Annotated in this window: 14 protein-coding genes; 4 read left to right on the plus strand and 10 right to left on the minus strand. The window is 65.0% G+C overall.

Annotation, left to right across the window (positions count from 1 at the left end; translation table 11 throughout):
- The first annotated feature begins 39 nt into the window (after positions 1–39).
- Entirely contained in the window at positions 40–573 is a 534-nt protein-coding gene (locus tag K6G35_RS18230; RefSeq protein WP_215242936.1) for a DUF2878 domain-containing protein, read from the plus strand.
- A gap of 18 nt (positions 574–591) precedes the next feature.
- Here K6G35_RS18230 and K6G35_RS18235 read toward each other — a convergent pair whose 3' ends face one another.
- The 3 genes from K6G35_RS18235 to K6G35_RS18245 are packed head-to-tail and all read right to left on the minus strand — an operon-like array spanning position 592 to position 3,688.
- Positions 592–1,689: an SAM-dependent methyltransferase gene (locus tag K6G35_RS18235; protein WP_215242937.1), complete on the minus strand. Its 1,098-nt coding sequence runs from the start codon at positions 1,687–1,689 to the stop codon at positions 592–594.
- Positions 1,686–2,462 (minus strand): DUF1295 domain-containing protein, encoded by a 777-nt coding sequence (locus K6G35_RS18240; RefSeq protein ID WP_413227153.1) that lies wholly within the window; start codon positions 2,460–2,462, stop codon positions 1,686–1,688. Before K6G35_RS18240 ends, K6G35_RS18235 begins: the two co-directional genes overlap by 4 nt.
- Before the next feature lie 23 nt (positions 2,463–2,485).
- Positions 2,486–3,688: a class I SAM-dependent methyltransferase gene (locus K6G35_RS18245; protein WP_495677147.1), complete on the minus strand. Its 1,203-nt coding sequence runs from the start codon at positions 3,686–3,688 to the stop codon at positions 2,486–2,488.
- A 551-nt stretch (positions 3,689–4,239) separates the two neighbouring features.
- On the opposite strand from K6G35_RS18245, the gene K6G35_RS18250 reads away from it, so the two are divergent.
- Both K6G35_RS18250 and K6G35_RS18255 read left to right on the plus strand, forming a co-directional pair.
- Positions 4,240–5,184, plus strand: coding sequence for a DNA-binding protein (locus tag K6G35_RS18250; protein WP_215242939.1), 945 nt, complete (start codon positions 4,240–4,242; stop codon positions 5,182–5,184).
- Positions 5,181–6,668: a tyrosine-type recombinase/integrase gene (locus K6G35_RS18255; RefSeq protein WP_215242940.1), complete on the plus strand. Its 1,488-nt coding sequence runs from the start codon at positions 5,181–5,183 to the stop codon at positions 6,666–6,668. The genes K6G35_RS18250 and K6G35_RS18255 overlap by 4 nt, the downstream gene beginning before the upstream one ends.
- A gap of 222 nt (positions 6,669–6,890) precedes the next feature.
- Here K6G35_RS18255 and K6G35_RS18260 read toward each other — a convergent pair whose 3' ends face one another.
- Together K6G35_RS18260 and K6G35_RS18265 are read right to left on the minus strand one after the other, a co-directional pair.
- On the minus strand, positions 6,891–7,181 hold the full coding sequence (locus K6G35_RS18260; RefSeq protein ID WP_215242941.1) for a DUF1272 domain-containing protein: 291 nt from the start codon (positions 7,179–7,181) through the stop codon (positions 6,891–6,893).
- Positions 7,174–7,614 carry a rhodanese-like domain-containing protein gene (locus K6G35_RS18265; RefSeq protein ID WP_017514958.1) on the minus strand — a complete coding sequence of 147 codons (441 nt, stop codon included), beginning with the start codon at positions 7,612–7,614 and terminating at the stop codon, positions 7,174–7,176. The genes K6G35_RS18260 and K6G35_RS18265 overlap by 8 nt, the downstream gene beginning before the upstream one ends.
- Before the next feature lie 100 nt (positions 7,615–7,714).
- Here K6G35_RS18265 and ftrA point away from each other — a divergent pair, with 100 nt between their 5' ends.
- The gene (ftrA, locus tag K6G35_RS18270) at positions 7,715–8,710 is read left to right on the plus strand and encodes a transcriptional regulator FtrA (protein WP_215242942.1); all 996 of its coding nucleotides are present in this window, start codon (positions 7,715–7,717) and stop codon (positions 8,708–8,710) included.
- Positions 8,711–9,233: 523 nt separating this feature from the next.
- Here the strand turns inward: ftrA and K6G35_RS18275 are convergent.
- The 5 genes from K6G35_RS18275 to K6G35_RS18295 form a co-directional block, all read right to left on the minus strand.
- Positions 9,234–10,499: an MFS transporter gene (locus tag K6G35_RS18275; protein WP_235697792.1), complete on the minus strand. Its 1,266-nt coding sequence runs from the start codon at positions 10,497–10,499 to the stop codon at positions 9,234–9,236.
- A gap of 89 nt (positions 10,500–10,588) precedes the next feature.
- Positions 10,589–11,689, minus strand: coding sequence for a porin (locus K6G35_RS18280; protein WP_215242943.1), 1,101 nt, complete (start codon positions 11,687–11,689; stop codon positions 10,589–10,591).
- A gap of 54 nt (positions 11,690–11,743) precedes the next feature.
- Positions 11,744–13,357 (minus strand): bifunctional 3-(3-hydroxy-phenyl)propionate/3-hydroxycinnamic acid hydroxylase MhpA, encoded by a 1,614-nt coding sequence (gene mhpA, locus K6G35_RS18285; RefSeq protein ID WP_215242944.1) that lies wholly within the window; start codon positions 13,355–13,357, stop codon positions 11,744–11,746.
- Positions 13,358–13,445: 88 nt separating this feature from the next.
- Positions 13,446–14,414, minus strand: coding sequence for a VOC family protein (locus K6G35_RS18290; RefSeq protein WP_215242945.1), 969 nt, complete (start codon positions 14,412–14,414; stop codon positions 13,446–13,448).
- 54 nt (positions 14,415–14,468) lie between these two features.
- A complete protein-coding gene (locus K6G35_RS18295; RefSeq protein ID WP_215242946.1) occupies positions 14,469–15,311 on the minus strand; it encodes a fumarylacetoacetate hydrolase family protein in 843 nt (280 codons plus the stop codon).
- Positions 15,312–15,369 lie beyond the last annotated feature (58 nt).

Raw genomic sequence — 15,369 nt, forward strand, 5'->3', positions numbered from 1 at the left:
TCGTATGACCACGCCGCAGCGCGCTAACCAGGATCTTGCATGCGCACTACACTGCCGCGGGCTCTTGTCTATGCCGTAGTTGGCCAAATCGGATGGCTTGCTGCGGTGCTCGGCGCCGCACACGATCTGGCTTGGCTTGGCCCGGTCTTCACGCTCGCGGCAATGATCTTCCACCTCTGGCAGGTGCCACAGCCCAGGCGCGAGGCGCGCCTGCTTGCCGGCGTGGGGCTGGGTGGCGCACTGTGGGAGACAGCCCTTGTGCGGATGGACCTGGTCCATTACGTGTACGGCACCACCCTGCCCGGCGGCGCACCGCTGTGGCTGGTCAGTTTGTGGATACTGTTCGCGTTGCAATTGAACGTCCTCTTTGCCTGGTTACGCAGCCGGCCATGGCTGGCTGCCCTGCTCGGTGCCGTGGCCGGGCCGCTGTCTTTCCGTGCCGGTGTCGCGCTGGGCGCGGCCGTCTTTCCCAATCCCTTCCGTGCCCTGGCCGTGCTGGCCGCCGGCTGGGCACTCGCGTTGCCGCTGCTGGTACGTGCCGCCGCCCGCTGTGATGGCACCCGCTCGCCCTGAGGCGTCCGAAGTAACCGCTCAGCGCTTGACGAAGCGGTAGTGAGACACTCCCCACTCGTTGCCACCTCCATAGCCAAACAACTCCGCCACTGCCATGTAGAACATTCGCCAGCGCTGAAACCAGAGCGGCGCCTCGGTCTCCCCGTGTGCCTGTGCGAGGATCGGCATCAGCTCTCCACGCGCCGCGTCGAGACGAGCCAGCCAGTGCTCGGCGGTGCGCGCATAGTGCTCCCCGCTCAGCCACCACTGACGCTCCACGCGCAGATCGTCCTGGAAATGCAATAGCAGCGCTTCCGAAGGCATGGTGCCGCCAGTGAAGAAATATCGACTCATCCAGTCGGTTTGGTCTCGCGCCTCAAAGTGGTAGCTCAGTGTGCGGTGAGCGAAGATGTGCACGAACAGCATGGCATGCGGCTTCATCCAGCCCGCCACCTTTGCAAGAAGACTGCCATAGCTCTTCATGTGCTCGAACATCTCGATCGACACGACACGATCAAAGCGCCCGCCCGGCGGCATGTCGGCAAAGTCGAAGTTCGCAATGTCGCCGGTATGCACAGTCAAGTTGGTGAGACCAAGCTCTGACGCACGAGCCTCAATCCACTGGCGCTGCCCGCGCGAGTTCGACAACGCGACAATGGTGGCCCGCGGGTAGCGCTCGGCCATCCATAGCGATAGTGAGCCCCACCCGCAACCCAAGTCGAGGATGGTTTGCCCATCAGCGAGCTTCGCACGCTCCGCATAACAGTGGAACATCGCCTCCTCAGCCTGAGGCAGCGATTCCACACCAGTCGGAAAAAAGCAGCACGAGTACTTGAGATGAGGCCCGAGATGCGCGGCAAAGAAATCTGGCGGCATCTCATAGTGCTGCTGGTTGGCCACGTCAGTTGCTACCGCAATCGGGCTCTGTCGCAACTCGTCGAGCAGCCGTCGCGCACGCGTAGAGCGGAACTCACCGTCGTCATGGCCTTCATCCAGCAGGCGCTGGCGCATGAGCTTGCGCATACCAAGCCGGATCAGCCAGTCAGGCAACCAGCCCCGCTCTGAGGCCTCAATGAGCCGGCTCCCGCGGGATTCAGGCGTAGCACGCGGGGACAAAGTCGGAGTCAAGATGCTCATGTATTCCTCTCTTGAGACGACTGACGCGGTGGCCAGGGAATCAGTACGCTGGTGGTACGCATGTAGTCTGCATAGCCTGGGCGGGTTGCCAGCAGGTGTGCTTCCAGCAATGGAATGCCGGACACATACCAGAGCAGCCCGGCCATCAGCACAGGCGCCAGCGCTGTCAGCCACCCCCACGGCACGCCCAGCGCGAGAGGAACATAGGCGACCCAGTGCAGGCACTCGAAGAAGTAATTGGGATGGCGCGAAAAGTGCCAGAGGCCGACTCGACACACTTCGCCGCGGTTTCCCGGCTGCGACGCGAAGAGCCGCAGTTGGCTGTCAGCCACACTTTCACCGACGACAGCAATCAGCCATATCGCGATAAACGCAAGAACAGCCACTGTCCCGGGCGACTGCTCACGCAGGCACGGAAAGAGGAACGCAACAGATAGCGCCAGGGAAATGACACCCTGAAGAAGAAACAGCCCCAGCATCTTCCCCTGCGTACTGTCACCCCAGTCCTCACGCAGCTTGCGGTAGCGGGCGTCCTCCGGCTTACCGGCGTTGCGCCGCCACAGGTACAGGCCGAGCCGGGCACCCCACAAGCCGCCACCTATGCCAACCAGCAGCCTGGCCGACGGCGCGCCGTCGGCCAGCGCGGCATACAGCGGAGCGAGCGCTCCCAGCGACAGGGCCCAGAGCGGATCGACCATGCCAGCATTACCGGTGCGCAACTGCCACAGCCAGGCACCGAGGAAGACCACGGCAAGCCATTCACTCGCCAGCATCAGCAAATCTACCAGCGCCATGATCAGCCCCGCTCCAACAGGAATTGCGACACGCCGATGCGTCCCTCGCTGAAGCCGGCTTCGCAGTAGCACAGGTAGAGGCGCCAGATTCGCAGAAAGGCCTCGTCGAACCCCTGTGCCAGCACCTGTTCCTTCGTGTCTTCGAACGCGGCGCGCCAGCGGCGCAGCGTCTCGGCGTAGTCGCGCCCGAAGTCGTGGCGCTCGGCGACACGCAGCCCGTGACGCTGCGCCGCGACGGCGAATCGTTCGCGGCTAGGCAACATGCCTCCCGGGAAGATGAACTGCTGGATGAAGTCAGAGCCGCTCCGGTAGCGCTCGAACTGCGCCTCCTCGATGGTGATCGACTGCACCAGCGCGCGCGCGCCGGGACGCAGGCAACGCCGCAGCGTGTCGAAATAGACCGGCCAGTAGGCCTCGCCGACCGCCTCGAACATCTCAATCGAGACGATGGCGTCATACTGGCCGGACACGTCCCGATAGTCACGCAGTACCACCTCGGCCTGCGGCCACACCTCAAGGCGCTCTCGCGCATACGCGTATTGCTGCTCGGAAAGCGTAATGCCGTGCACCGAAGCTCCAGCGCCGGCCGCCAGCTCCATAAAGCCGCCCCAGCCGCAGCCGATCTCCAGCACACGCATGCCTTCTCGCCCGCCCACACGCTCCCAAATGCGACGGTACTTGGCATGTTGGGCGGCATCCAGCGACATGCTGAAGTCCCCGTCAAACAGCGCACTGGAATAGGTCATGCCCGGGTCCAGCCAGAGACGGTAGAAGGCATTGCCGAGGTCGTAATGCGCCTGAATGTTTCGCCGGCTTCCGGTCCGGCTGTTGCGCCGCAGCAGATGACGCAGGCGCAGCCAAAGGCGCGCTAGGCCGTTGCCGAAAATGGCCCGCTCCAGCGCGGCGCCGTTAATGATGGCCAGACGCAGCAGACTCGTGAGGTCATGGCAGTCGACCCAACGGTCGCGCAGCGACTCGGCGAACCCAATGTCGCCGCTGGCCAGAATGCGGGCACAGGCGCGCCAGTCGTGGATGTGCAGCTCCGCGCTCGGCACGGCGCCCGCCTCGCCGAGACGAATGGTCTCGCCGCGAGGGGTCACCAGCACAAGGCTGCCAGCAACGATGCGCCGCAACAGGTTCAAAAGCAACCGCCCAGCCGAGGGCACTTGACGGAGGTCCAAGGGAAGCGAAGTGGTCAGTGTCATGGCTTCAGGTCGGTGTCGTTCGCAATTGAGCGCCTGGGTTTCGAGGGCTTTTTTGTCCACTTTCAATGATATGGCCGAGGCCCGAGAGAGCCTTTGCGGCGCCAAAGAATCGTCCGTAGATTGTTTGAATACCGCTCAGGAAGTAAAGCTACTACACAGTAGTAATATTTACCAACAAGTTTTTGCACACCCAAAGCAGATCGTCGAAGGAAAAACACGATGCGCTGGTCCACGCTTGGAGTCCTGATCGGGTCCCCTTGATTCCCGTGCAATTTAACGGGGTAGCCACCCCTAGCATCCGTGCGGGTTTCCGGGCCGCGCTCGCCTGATACCCCAGTCAAATCAGTCACTTGCTGACTGGTCCTTTGCCCCCCCTCCTGAACTGCTGATCGGCCCCTAGGCCCGAGTAGCGTCCCGATAACCCTTGCGATACCCTGTTTTCGCAAGATAATTAGATTTATCCCTCTTTGATTTTTACAACTGAATAAAAATAGCTTTCCTAACGTTAGCGGTGTACGTAAGATAGCCGGAAACATACCCCGGAAGCCGCCATGCCCCGCCTCGCCGCCACCCCCGATCAGATCCGCGCCACCGTGCTGGCCATGCTGACCGAGGCCGGCGACGCGGCGCCGCCCACGGCCGCACGCTTTCGCCGCGTGGTGTCGGTGCGCAAGCTGCGCGACCGCCTCGGCGGTGGGGACCCGGCGACCCTGTCGCGCACGCTCAATGCCATCGAGGCCGAAGTCGTGCGCGCGGGCCTGGCCGACCTGGCCCTGCCCGAGCTTCCCGCCGAGATCGCCGAAGCGATGCGCGCGCTCTGGCAGGCCGCCGTCGCGGTGCAGTTGGACGATGTGGTGCGCCTGCGGCGCGAGGCGCAGCAGACTGCGGAGGCCGCGCAGGCCGCCCGCGCCGAGGCCGAGCTGCGGGTCGAACTGCTGCGCGAGGAGCTCAGTGAGGTCCGCGCGCAGTTGGCCGCGCGCGATACGGCGCTGGCCGAAGCCAGCGCTGCCTTGGCGGCCGCCAGTGCGCGGGCCGACGCGCAGGCGGCACGTCGTGGCGAACTCGAAACGGCATTGGCGACCGCGCAGGATCGTGCTGGGGCGGACGAGCGCGCCCACATCGAGGCGATCGCTACCGCCCAGACGCGCTACGAGGCGCTGTCGAGGCAGCTCCTGCAGGAAACCGCCCATCAGCGCGAAGCGGTGCGCGCCGAGCGCACGCAACTGGCCTCGCAACTCAAATTCGCCGAGCACCGCATCGCGGCGCTGGAGGAGGAGCGTGGACGACTGGACGCCGCGCGCCAGACCGCCGTCGGCGAGGCCAGCGCCCTCAAGGCCGTCACCGCCAGCCAGCGCGCCCAGCTTGATGAGCTGCTGCGCGCGACGCTGGCCGCCGCACCGCCCTCGGCCAAGGTCGCCCGCGTGCCGCGGCCGGCCGGCAAGCCAGTCGGTAAGCTCGCCGGTAAGCCCGACAGCAAGCGCCGCGACAAATCATGAATCCAGCGGACTGGATCGATACCGGTGCGGTGCCGCCGCGCCCCTTGCCGGCCACCGTCGATGCGGCGCTCGCCTACCTCGCCGAGACGCTCGGGCATCCGGTCTACGCGCACTGGACCCTGACGCGCATCAAACGCTGCTACGGATCGCTCGCGGACGCCAAGGCCGCGCAGCCGACGGTCCTCAAGCTGCTGCTGGCCCACGACGGGGCGGTCGAGTACTGGGAGCGCGGGCGCCTGCGCACCGCGCCGGCGGACCGGGCGCCCAGCGCGGAGACGGTTCTCGCCCGGCTGCTGCACACGCACCGCCGCCGCTTCCGGTCCGCCGCCTCACCGGGAAGCCCGGCAGGGGTGCCGGCGGCCGCGGAGGCGGCACGGTTGGTCGCCGCGCCATGGCTCGGTGCCTTTGGTCATGCCGACCCCGCGTGGCTCGCCCGGGCCGGCCGCTTCGCCCAGCCACAGACGCCCGCCAACACGCTGGGCGCGGACAATGACGCGCAGGCGCTGGCGCTGTTTCTGCGCGATCGGACCGGCCGATCGGCCCACACGCTGCGCGCCTACGGTGCCGAGCTGCGTCGGCTGATGCGCTGGTGCGACTTGCATGGCTTAGGGCCTTTGTCGGACCTGACGCGCCAGCAACTGCTCGCCTACCGAGACACATTGGAGCACGGCACGCCCGGCACAGCGGGCGCCTCGCCGCCCCTGTCCGAAGCGACCCGCACGCGCGCTCTCGCGGTGGTGGCCAGCCTCTACGGCTACTGGTACGTCACCGGCTACCTGCATGCCAACCCGGCCGCCGGTCTGTCTGCGGGCAGTCGCGCGCGGAGCGGTTTTGTGCCGACGCGGCTGATTCCGCCGGCGCTGCTGGACGCGTGCGATGCCTGGCTTGACGCGAACCGTGCTGACGACGGGCTGCCGGCGCTTCGCCAGCGTGCGATCTGGGCGCTGTATCGCTACGCCGGCGTGCGTCTGGCGGAACTGGCCTGGTCGGCCGATACTGCACTGCCCCGGCTGGAGGCCGAGGCGCCCGGGCGGTGGACGCTCTATGTCTGCGGCAAGGGGCGCAAGGTACGCGCCATCCCGCTGCCGACACCGTGCGTGGTGGTGCTGCAGGCCTATCGGCGTGCCCGCGGCCTCCCACCCGAGCCGCCGGCGCACGAGACGTTGCCCGTGATCCACGGCAACAAGGGCGAAGCGCTGCAGCAGGCGGGCCTCTATCGGGAGGTCAAGGCGATCTTTGCAGCCGTGGCGGATGACCTGGAGGCGCGCGAGCCGGCACAGGCGTTGCTGCTGCGCGCCGCATCGCCGCACTGGCTGCGCCATGCCTATGCGCGCACGCTAGTGGTCGACCATCAGGTGCCGCTGCCCGCCGCCCAAGCGCTGCTCGGTCACGCTTCCGTGCAGACCACGGCGGCCTATGCCAGGACGGACCTGACGCAGTTGCGGGCCTTCGTCGACGCCACATTTGCCGACGATCTTCGTTAGCAATCTCTCAGGCCGGCTGGCGCCGCAGGCGAACCTGCGCCTTGTCGAGCCCAAGCCAGACGGCACAGATCGACCCACTGTTGCCGCTCGAGTCTCGACCGCCAACGTCTGCGTGGAGCCGGCTTCGGCCCTCGGCCTACCTCGGCACCTCCGACGCGGTGCCATCCTTGAAGGTGCAGCGAGGCGTATCTCGGACATCCAGATCAGCCCCTTCTACCTGACTTAGGTGTCTAGCGAACCGGTGTCATCGACTCCGTCAAAACCAGACTTCGCGCGTTGAGCGCACTCGGGATTGAACACCCGCTTGTTTGATGGCGAGTTGTTCGCCAGCTTGTTCGCCGGACGACGCGGCCGGGGCACGAGCTCGCCGTCACAGTTAGGGCACTTCCCCTTAAGCAACTCGGTCGCGCACTGCGCACAAAACGTGCACTCGAATGAACAGATGCGCGCGTCCGCGGAATTCGGCGGCAGATCCCTATCGCAACATTCGCAGCCAGGACGTAGTTCAAGCATTGTCTTCTCCCCGAATGCGGTCATCCGCCGCGACAAGCGTGAAACCTTCGTCAAGCCAACCCGTAACTCCGCCAGTCATCACCTTGACCGGTCGCCCCAGTTCGGCAAGCCGCGATGCGCCGCGGGTCGCCCCGTTGCAGTGCGGCCCCGCGCAATAGGTGACGAATAACGTATCGCAAGGATAGTGCGCCAACTTCGACTGGACGATCTTGCCATGCGGAAGATTGACCGCGCCCGGTACGTGTCCGCCCGCGAACAATGCCGGGCCTCGAACATCCAGCAAGATAAATCCAGGCGAGCCGCTAGCCAAGGCATCGTAGACATCCCAGCAGTCGGTTTCGAATCGAAATGCCGCGCTGAAGTGCGCATGTGCGGTGGCGCTGTCGGCGGCTGGAACGGCGGTGACGGCGTTCGTTGTTCCATTGTTTTGCATGTTTATAACCGATGAGGTGTGTTCAACTGGCCTTGATTTTGAGGCCAACCCACACAAAGGCACGAGTGGCGTAATTGCCAATATCCGGTAAGATCTCGCCATGAGCAAACATCTCGTGGTTGCGCTGGCTTATGACCGGCTTTGCACTTTTGAATTCGGCTGTGTCGCCGAAGTCTTCGCGCTCGATCGTCCGGAGCTGGGCGTCGATTGGTATCGGTTCGCGGTGTGCGCGGTTGACCGCGGGCCGTTACGCGCGGCGGGTGGTATCTCCGTGACGGCACCCTATACGCCCAAGTTGCTGGATCACGCGACTACGATTGTTGTGCCAGGTTGGCGCGATGCAAACGAGATTCCGCCCGAACCGTTGCTTCAGAAGTTGCGCGCAGCGCACCGGCGTGGGGTCCGTCTTTGTTCGATCTGTTCCGGCGTGTTCGTACTGGCCGCCGCTGGAGTGCTCGACGGCAAGAAAGTCACAACTCATTGGCGCTACGCGGAAGAGCTGCAGCGACGCTATCCGCAATTGCGTGTGCAGTCGGACGCGCTCTATATCGACGAAGGGCAGATCATTACTGCGGCGGGATCGGCGGCTGGACTTGATATGCTGCTGCATCTCGTGCGACGGGATTTCGGCGGCACCGTGGCGAATCGCGTTGCGCAGCGGCTCGTCGTTCAACCCCACCGCGACGGTGGTCAAGCGCAGTTCGTGCCACGTCCCATGCCATCGGACGAAAGCGGGCGTCTGGTGAAACTGATGGACTGGGTACGCCAGAATCCCGCTTTGCCGCATACGCTGCGCTCGCTCGCAGAACGGGCTGCGATGAGTCCGCGCACGCTGCAGCGGCAGTTTCATGACGCCACTGGCATGGCGCCGTACGCGTGGCTTGTGCATGAACGCGTTGCGGTAGCCCGAGAAATGCTTGAGTCGCAAGCGCCGTTGCCGGTAGGCCGCATTGCCGAGTTGGCAGGCTTCGGCTCGGAAGAGTCAATGCGCAGGCACTTCCGGCGTATCGCGCTTACGAGCCCGGCTGCTTACCGGGAGAAGTTTGGCTATGGCGCAAAGGCTCCGAAAGCGGCGTTGACACCCTGTGCTGAATAGGAGCGCTAGGAGCTAGCGCTGTAAGCTCAACGCGGTTGAGACACCAACGAGTAGCACGCCGCCGCCCAATGACCGCTATCGGGCAACGCCCCATTTGCGCGCTACTGGCCTGTCTCGGCCCGGCCGCCTATCCAGGCAAAGACTTTCTGACGCGGAAGGCGGCTACCGACCCTTAGCGGTCACCCGTACTAAGCCCTGGAAATGACTGAAATCAAACCACGTTCGGCCATTGCACCTTGCACCTGCAATGGCGTGCAGATCTGGGCAAGGCAGCGGCGCTTTGTATTGCTCCAATTCCGCGGTAATGGCAGGCGGTACATGTCTCCGACCGTCGGCAGCTAGCCATCCATGTGCGGCCTTCGGGTCGAATAGGAGACCGGACTGTCTGCGGTGACCAAGATAGGAAATGCGCACCGTGTTCGGCGTAGACAGGTGTCCACGCCGAACGGCGCGCGCTCGCTCCCGTCGATTCGGAAAGTGCTGGTATAGGGGCGGATTAGTATCGAGCTTGCTCTTTAGCGGACTACTGGACGATGAGTGATTCCATGCGCCGGCGGGCAGGCATCGTCTCCTTCAGGCACAAGGCAACCACGAGTCCCAGCCCGAGCGCGCCAAGGCCGAGATGAAGAATGTACTGGATGCCGAAATGCTTGGCGATATAGCCGGCAATCACCGGAGCCACGCCGCCGCCGAACACCTCGCCGATGCCCACCACTAGTCCCGATGCCGACGACATCAGCCGCGCCGGCACCGATTCCGCGCTGAGCGGGCCCACCGTCAGCGTGATCAGGCTGAAGACGAACAGCAGCGTCAACATCAGCCACTGGAACAGGCGAGCGGGTTCGGCACCCGTCCCCATGAGTTGATACAGGCAGATGCCCGCGCACAGCACCGACAGGATCATCACCGGCTTGCGCCCGATGCGGTCAGACAGCGCCGGCATCACCAGCGTGCCCAGCATGCCCCCGAATCCGATGGCCGACAGCACGTAGCCCATCTGCTCCATGCCGAGATGCAGATGATCGGTCAGGTAGCTCGGGAAGAGGGCGCTCAGTACGACGAGGCAGGTCAGCCAGCAGAGCATGCCGACGATGTTCAGCGGAATGTTGCGATAGCGAAAGACGTCGGTCCATTTGTGCGTGGCAGTGTCATGCACGGTGGTATGGGTGTCAGCGACCGTTGCGCGCGTATCTCGCAGCACCCTGGAAAGCAGTACGGCGATAATCAGCCCGGGGATCGAAACGATGGCGAAAATCCAGTGCCATGCCACCACCTTGAGCAGTTGCGTGACGAGGATCGGCGCGATGCCGAGCCCGAACAGCGGTAGCGCCATCTGCTGCAGTCCGACGTTCATGCCGTGCCGGCTTGGCTTGGAAGCGTCGATCGTTGCCACGATACTGGCTGGCGTGTAGGCGCCCTCGGCGAGACCCATCAGCGCCCGCAGGGCAACTAGGGAGCCGACGCCGGTAGCCAGGCCCGACAGCCCCGCCAGCAGCGAGAACACCACGACGGCCGGAATCAGCACCCTGCGGTGTCCGAGCCGGTCAGACAGATTGCCCATGAACATCGCCGAGAGTCCCCATGCGATGGACAGTGCACCGGTGATGTGGCCGAGATCCTGGTAATCGAGATGCAGGTCCAGCATCATCACCGGGAACAGCGGCATGATCATGAAGCGGTCGATGCCGACCAGGCCGAAGCCCAGCGACAACAGCAGGACCGCCTTCCATTCGTAAGTACGGTCCCAGCCGGCATTAGCCTGGCGGGAGGGCATGGGATGGTGTTGCATGGTATGTCTCCTGGAAATCGCCGGATCGGGCGGTGGACTTCCGGCGTGGAATTCAGTAGAAGCGGAGCGGATGGAAGGTGCCGCGGGAGTCAGAACATGTGCTGCAGGCCGACGCGGCCGATGATTTGCGTGGTGCTGCTGCTCGGCGCGGCGCCATTGATCCAGGCGTTGTGACCGCCAGCCACATCCCCGCCGGTCCACTGTCCGACTGCCTCGACATAGGCGGTAGTTCGTTTGGAGAAGGCGTACTGCACAACACCGGTGACCTGCTGCGCCCGGTTGTGGTCCAGCGTGGCATTGCCCTTCATGTACTGGTAGTTGGCGCCGAGGTGCCAGGCACCACCCAGCGCGTACAGCCCGCCGACTTGCGCGACCTGAATCGTGGCGCCCGTCAGCGTGTTACGTGTGTAGGTGTAGAGCGCGCTGGCGAAGAGGTTGCCGAATTGCTGGCCGACGCCAGCGCCGGCGTTGCGGATGCCATCGTGGCCGTTGTTGAGCTGCCCGTACTTCGTCTCGTTGTACGCCGCGCCGAAAGCGAACCCGCCGCGCAGGTAGTTCAGGCCGAAGCCCACCGTATTTCCGATCGAGGCCGATCCCGGTTGCTCGCCGAAGCCGTACAACGCCCCGACACGCAGACCGCCGAAGCTCTCGCTGGTCAGCTTGACTGCGTTGGACACACGCGACGTGCCTGCGGTCTGGTCGAAGTCGAACGCGCCGGTCGGATTGTTCGGGATGCCGAGCGCGGCGAACGGCCCGTGGCGCATGTTGTAGAGGCCGCCGTAGCCGAAGGTGCCGTCGAGCCGGGCTGGCGGAAAGAACAGGAAGTCGGCCATCAGGTTGTATTGCTGGCCAAACGTGAGCTTGCCGAGGCCGTCTTTTGACAGCCCCACGAAGGCCTGCCGGTTGAAGTCCGCCGACGGTCCGGGAATGCCTTTTCCGTCGTTGACGGAGAACTGGGAGGCCAGCTCGAACACAGCCTTGTAGCCTGCGCCCAGGTCCTCGGTGCCGCGCAGGCCCCAGATGCTTGGCGTCCAGACCGAATCGTCGGCCTTCAGGTTGTGATGGCCCGACTCGTTCGACACGTAGCTGACGCCAGCATCGAGCATGCCGAAGAGTGTGACGTTGCTCTGAGCATGGGCGCAAAGGGGCAGCGCCGCCGCCAGCGCGAGCGGTGCAAAGTGGTAACGCATGTTGTCTCCGTAGTTTTTCTTCTGTGAGGGCAGGCCGATGCCTGCCCCGTGGGCTCAGGCGGCCTGGCGCTGCACCGGATCGTTGGCGAGGGCGAGCTGGCTGCCCAGCTTCGCCAGCAGTGCCGGCAATTGCGCCGGATCGCTCACGCCGCCATAGACGTAGTAGTCGGGGCGCACCACGATCACGCGCGCACCGTGCTCGGCGAAGAAGCGCGCGTAGCGGCCGCTGACATCGCGCAGGACGCGCCCCGGGCTGACCTTCGACGGATCGGTCGTTACGCCGACGGTGCTGGCGCCCAGCCGGGTGAGCAAGGCGGATGAGTCGGCGTCGATGTAATGGCCGGGGTCGGTGTCGAGTGCGATCACCTGAAAGCCGTTGGCGACCATGTCGTCAAAACGTGCGGTGCGCCCGCTATCCTCCACCTGTCCGTGCACGCCGAGCAGGCCCGCCACACCGGTGATGCCAAAGTCTGTGCTGACCACGCCGCCGGTCAGGCCGGGGAAGGGCGGCAGCGGCGGCACTTGTCCGCTCAGGAACGCGGCGTCGCGGCGCGCCGCGGCTTCAGCGTCGGCGATGCAGACAACCTGGCCCATCTCAATCGATGCGTCGATCACGGCGCGAACCTGTGGCAGGCGCTCTGGCGTGTAAGTGTCGAGCACGTCGTCCGCGGCAATACCTCGCAGCAGCAGGTCCAGCCGCCACGCAAGGTTCCAGGCGTCGCGGATTCCGGAGCACATGCCCTGACCCATGAACGGCGGCATCAGGTGTGCAGCGTCGCCGGCCAGCAGCACTCGACCCTGGCGCCATTGTTGCGCCAGCAACGAGCGGAACTTGTAGACGGCGTAGCGCACCAGCGTCGCATTGTCGGGACTGACCCATGGCGACAGGAGCTCCCAGACCTTGTCGGCTTTCTGCAGATCCTCGATGGTCTCGTGCGGCAGCCGCATGAATTCCCAGCGGCGGTAGCCGGGCCCGCCGGGCACCATGGTCGTCGGCCGGGCGGGATTGCACCACTGGCCGATGTCGGGCACGTCGAGCTTCACGCCGGGATTCGGCTGGACGTCGATCACCAGCCAGTCCTCCTGGAAGCCGAGGTCGTCCTGGCCAATGTCAGACGCTCTGCGCACGAAGCTGTTGGCGCCGTCCGCTCCGATCACGTAACGGGCACGCACGGCGCGCGTCTGGCCGTCCGGCGTCCAATGACCGTCCTGTATCGTGCCGTGGCGAAGCTGTACCTCGCAGTGGTCGGCGTGCTGTACTAGCGCCGTCGCTTCCCAGCCCTGGTTAACCTCGACCGTCGGCAGCGAACGTGCCTTGCCGTCGAGCAGCTTTTCGAGCGTCGGCTGGTTGAACAGGTAGCCGACGGGACCATCGCTGATCGACTCGGCGGACCAGTCGATTTCGACCAGCGTCTTCCACTCTGCGTTGAACCACTGGTAGGTGGCCGACGGTTGCGAGATCGCGGCCACCTCCGCGCCGAGGCCCATCGCATGGAACACGCGGCGGATCTCATGGTCGTGGAACACCGCGCGCGGCAGCGGGTAGAGCGAAGGCCAGCGGTCGAACGCCGCCACGCGGTAGCCGCGGCTGCCGAGCAGGATGGACAGGGATTGGCCTACGGGGCCGTAGCCGACGATTGCGACGTCGAGGATCTGGGTATCAGTCATGATGGCTTCCTTGCTGCGGGCGCGAGTGTCTCCCTGGCGCTCGGCCGGGCCGACTGCCATCTGGTTGGCTCACGCGGGATTGCTGCGGTTAGTGCGCGGAGGTGTCCGGCGCTTCGGTGTTGTGGATGAAGTCCGGCGGAACGTCCGGGCCCCACTGGTAGAGCGAGTCCTCGGGAGAGAAGTCGCCGGCGGGCCACGGCTGGTCGGCAGCCACGAAGTCGATGTCGGCCGAGTACTCGTTGAACGAGCCCCACGGGTCCTGCACGTAGTGGAAGTAGTTCGAGCCGAGCACGTGGCGGCCCGTGCCCCAGCCACGCGTGTAGCCGGCGGCGGCCATCTGGGCGGCACCCTGGCCGACCATGTCGATGTCACGCACATCCCATGCTGCATGGTGCCAGCCGCGTGCGGCGCTCTTGGCGAAGGCCACCAGATGATGGTCGCTGCCGTGCGGGGCGTGCGTGAAGGCGATGATGTCGAGTGACTTGTCCGACAGGCGCAGGCCGATGGCTCGGTTGTAGAAGTCGATAGCGCGCAGCACCTCCTGCGTGAACAGCAGCACGTGCGACAACCGTTCCGGATGTACCGCCTGGACCTGCGAGCGCACCACCGCACCGCGCGCGTTGGCGCCGGCGCCTACCGTCACGTGTGGCGCCTTGGCGCTCGGGCTGGTTTTGGGGCCGACCTTTACCTGGAGCAGGTTGCCGTCCGGATCGTGGAACCAGACACCGCCCGCGTCGGCACCTTGGGGGGCGTCGGCCAGCGTGGCGCCAGAACGTTCGATCTGGCGCACCAGACGGTCAAAGTCGCGCTCGTAGCAGTTGAAGCTGAGGTACGCGAGCGACTTGCCCGATGCGGGCAGGATGCGCGCCCAGCGGTGGCCGTCGGCGGCGCGCAGTTCAAGTTCACCGCCGTCGCCAACTTCCTTCACGTCGAGCCCGAAGGCCCGATAGAAGCGGGCGGCGTCGGCGAGGGACGGCACGTTCAGCGCGAAGTGGTCGATGGAATGCACGGCGGCGTAGACGGCCGAGTGCGATCCTGCCACCTTGGTATTGGGCATGACTGTCTCCGGGGTTGCCGCCGGCTCACATTGCCGGCGGTCAGTTCTTTAAAGTTACTTCGCTTCGTCGACGATAGGGTTCGACAGCGTGCCGATCTTCTCGACCACCACCTCGCACACGTCGCCCTGCTTCATCAGCAGCTTCGGCTCGCGCGCCCAGCCAATGCCGGCCGGTGTGCCGGAGACGATGACATCGCCGGCTTCGAGCGTGATGGCCTCGGAAATGATCGAGATTAGCGTCTCGACGTCGAAGATCATGTCGTCCGTGCTGGCCGACTGCACCACTTGTCCGTTCAGCTTCGTCTGCAGCAGCAGGCCGCGTGCGCCGGCCGGCAGTTCGTCGGCAGTGACGAGGTCGGGGCCGAACGCGCCGGTGCCGTCGAAGTTCTTCCCGACCGTCCACTGCGGTGCCTTGAACTGGTACTCGCGCACCGAGCCGTCGTTGAACAGGGAGTACCCGGCCACGTGCGACAGCGCATCTTCCTTGCGGATATGGCGGCCACCCTTGCCTAGGATCACGGCCACTTCACCCTCGAAGTCCAGGCCGGCGCAGTCGTCCACGGCGGGGCGGACCAACGCCTGTCCGTGTGCGACCAGGCTCGTATGGACGCGGAAGAACAGCGTCGGATAGTTGGGCTGCTCGTACGGGCTTTCCTTGGTGTGGTCGGCGTAGTTGAGGCCAACGCAGATGATCTTGGGCGGGCGGGACAGCGGCGGCAGCAGGGTCACATCGGCTTCCGCGAGCAATTCGCCTTTGGCCGACTGGCCCAGCGCGGCGAGATCCGCGCCACGCGCCAGCAGGGATTCGAGCGATTCGTCGCCCACCACGCGGATTTGCGCCCCTTCGCGCACACCGACTGCCTGCCGGCCCTGGAATTCGAAACTGACGAAACGCATCTGCGGTCTCCTGAAATCTCATGTTGACGAACTTGTCAAAACGAATTCTATTCAAACT

This window comes from Cupriavidus sp. HY129, from assembly GCF_059492215.1.

Excerpts from the sequence above, each read along its gene's own strand:
- K6G35_RS18230 (WP_215242936.1), top strand. The coding sequence starts at position 40 with ATGCGCACTACACTGCCGCGGGCTCTTGTCTATGCCGTAGTTGGCCAA.
- K6G35_RS18235 (WP_215242937.1), bottom strand. The coding sequence starts at position 1,689 with ATGAGCATCTTGACTCCGACTTTGTCCCCGCGTGCTACGCCTGAATCC.
- K6G35_RS18240 (WP_413227153.1), bottom strand. The coding sequence starts at position 2,462 with ATGCTGGCGAGTGAATGGCTTGCCGTGGTCTTCCTCGGTGCCTGGCTG.
- K6G35_RS18245 (WP_495677147.1), bottom strand. The coding sequence starts at position 3,688 with ATGACACTGACCACTTCGCTTCCCTTGGACCTCCGTCAAGTGCCCTCG.
- K6G35_RS18250 (WP_215242939.1), top strand. The coding sequence starts at position 4,240 with ATGCCCCGCCTCGCCGCCACCCCCGATCAGATCCGCGCCACCGTGCTG.
- K6G35_RS18255 (WP_215242940.1), top strand. The coding sequence starts at position 5,181 with ATGAATCCAGCGGACTGGATCGATACCGGTGCGGTGCCGCCGCGCCCC.
- K6G35_RS18260 (WP_215242941.1), bottom strand. The coding sequence starts at position 7,181 with ATGCTTGAACTACGTCCTGGCTGCGAATGTTGCGATAGGGATCTGCCG.
- K6G35_RS18265 (WP_017514958.1), bottom strand. The coding sequence starts at position 7,614 with ATGCAAAACAATGGAACAACGAACGCCGTCACCGCCGTTCCAGCCGCC.
- ftrA (WP_215242942.1), top strand. The coding sequence starts at position 7,715 with ATGAGCAAACATCTCGTGGTTGCGCTGGCTTATGACCGGCTTTGCACT.
- K6G35_RS18275 (WP_235697792.1), bottom strand. The coding sequence starts at position 10,499 with ATGCAACACCATCCCATGCCCTCCCGCCAGGCTAATGCCGGCTGGGAC.
- K6G35_RS18280 (WP_215242943.1), bottom strand. The coding sequence starts at position 11,689 with ATGCGTTACCACTTTGCACCGCTCGCGCTGGCGGCGGCGCTGCCCCTT.
- mhpA (WP_215242944.1), bottom strand. The coding sequence starts at position 13,357 with ATGACTGATACCCAGATCCTCGACGTCGCAATCGTCGGCTACGGCCCC.
- K6G35_RS18290 (WP_215242945.1), bottom strand. The coding sequence starts at position 14,414 with ATGCCCAATACCAAGGTGGCAGGATCGCACTCGGCCGTCTACGCCGCC.
- K6G35_RS18295 (WP_215242946.1), bottom strand. The coding sequence starts at position 15,311 with ATGCGTTTCGTCAGTTTCGAATTCCAGGGCCGGCAGGCAGTCGGTGTG.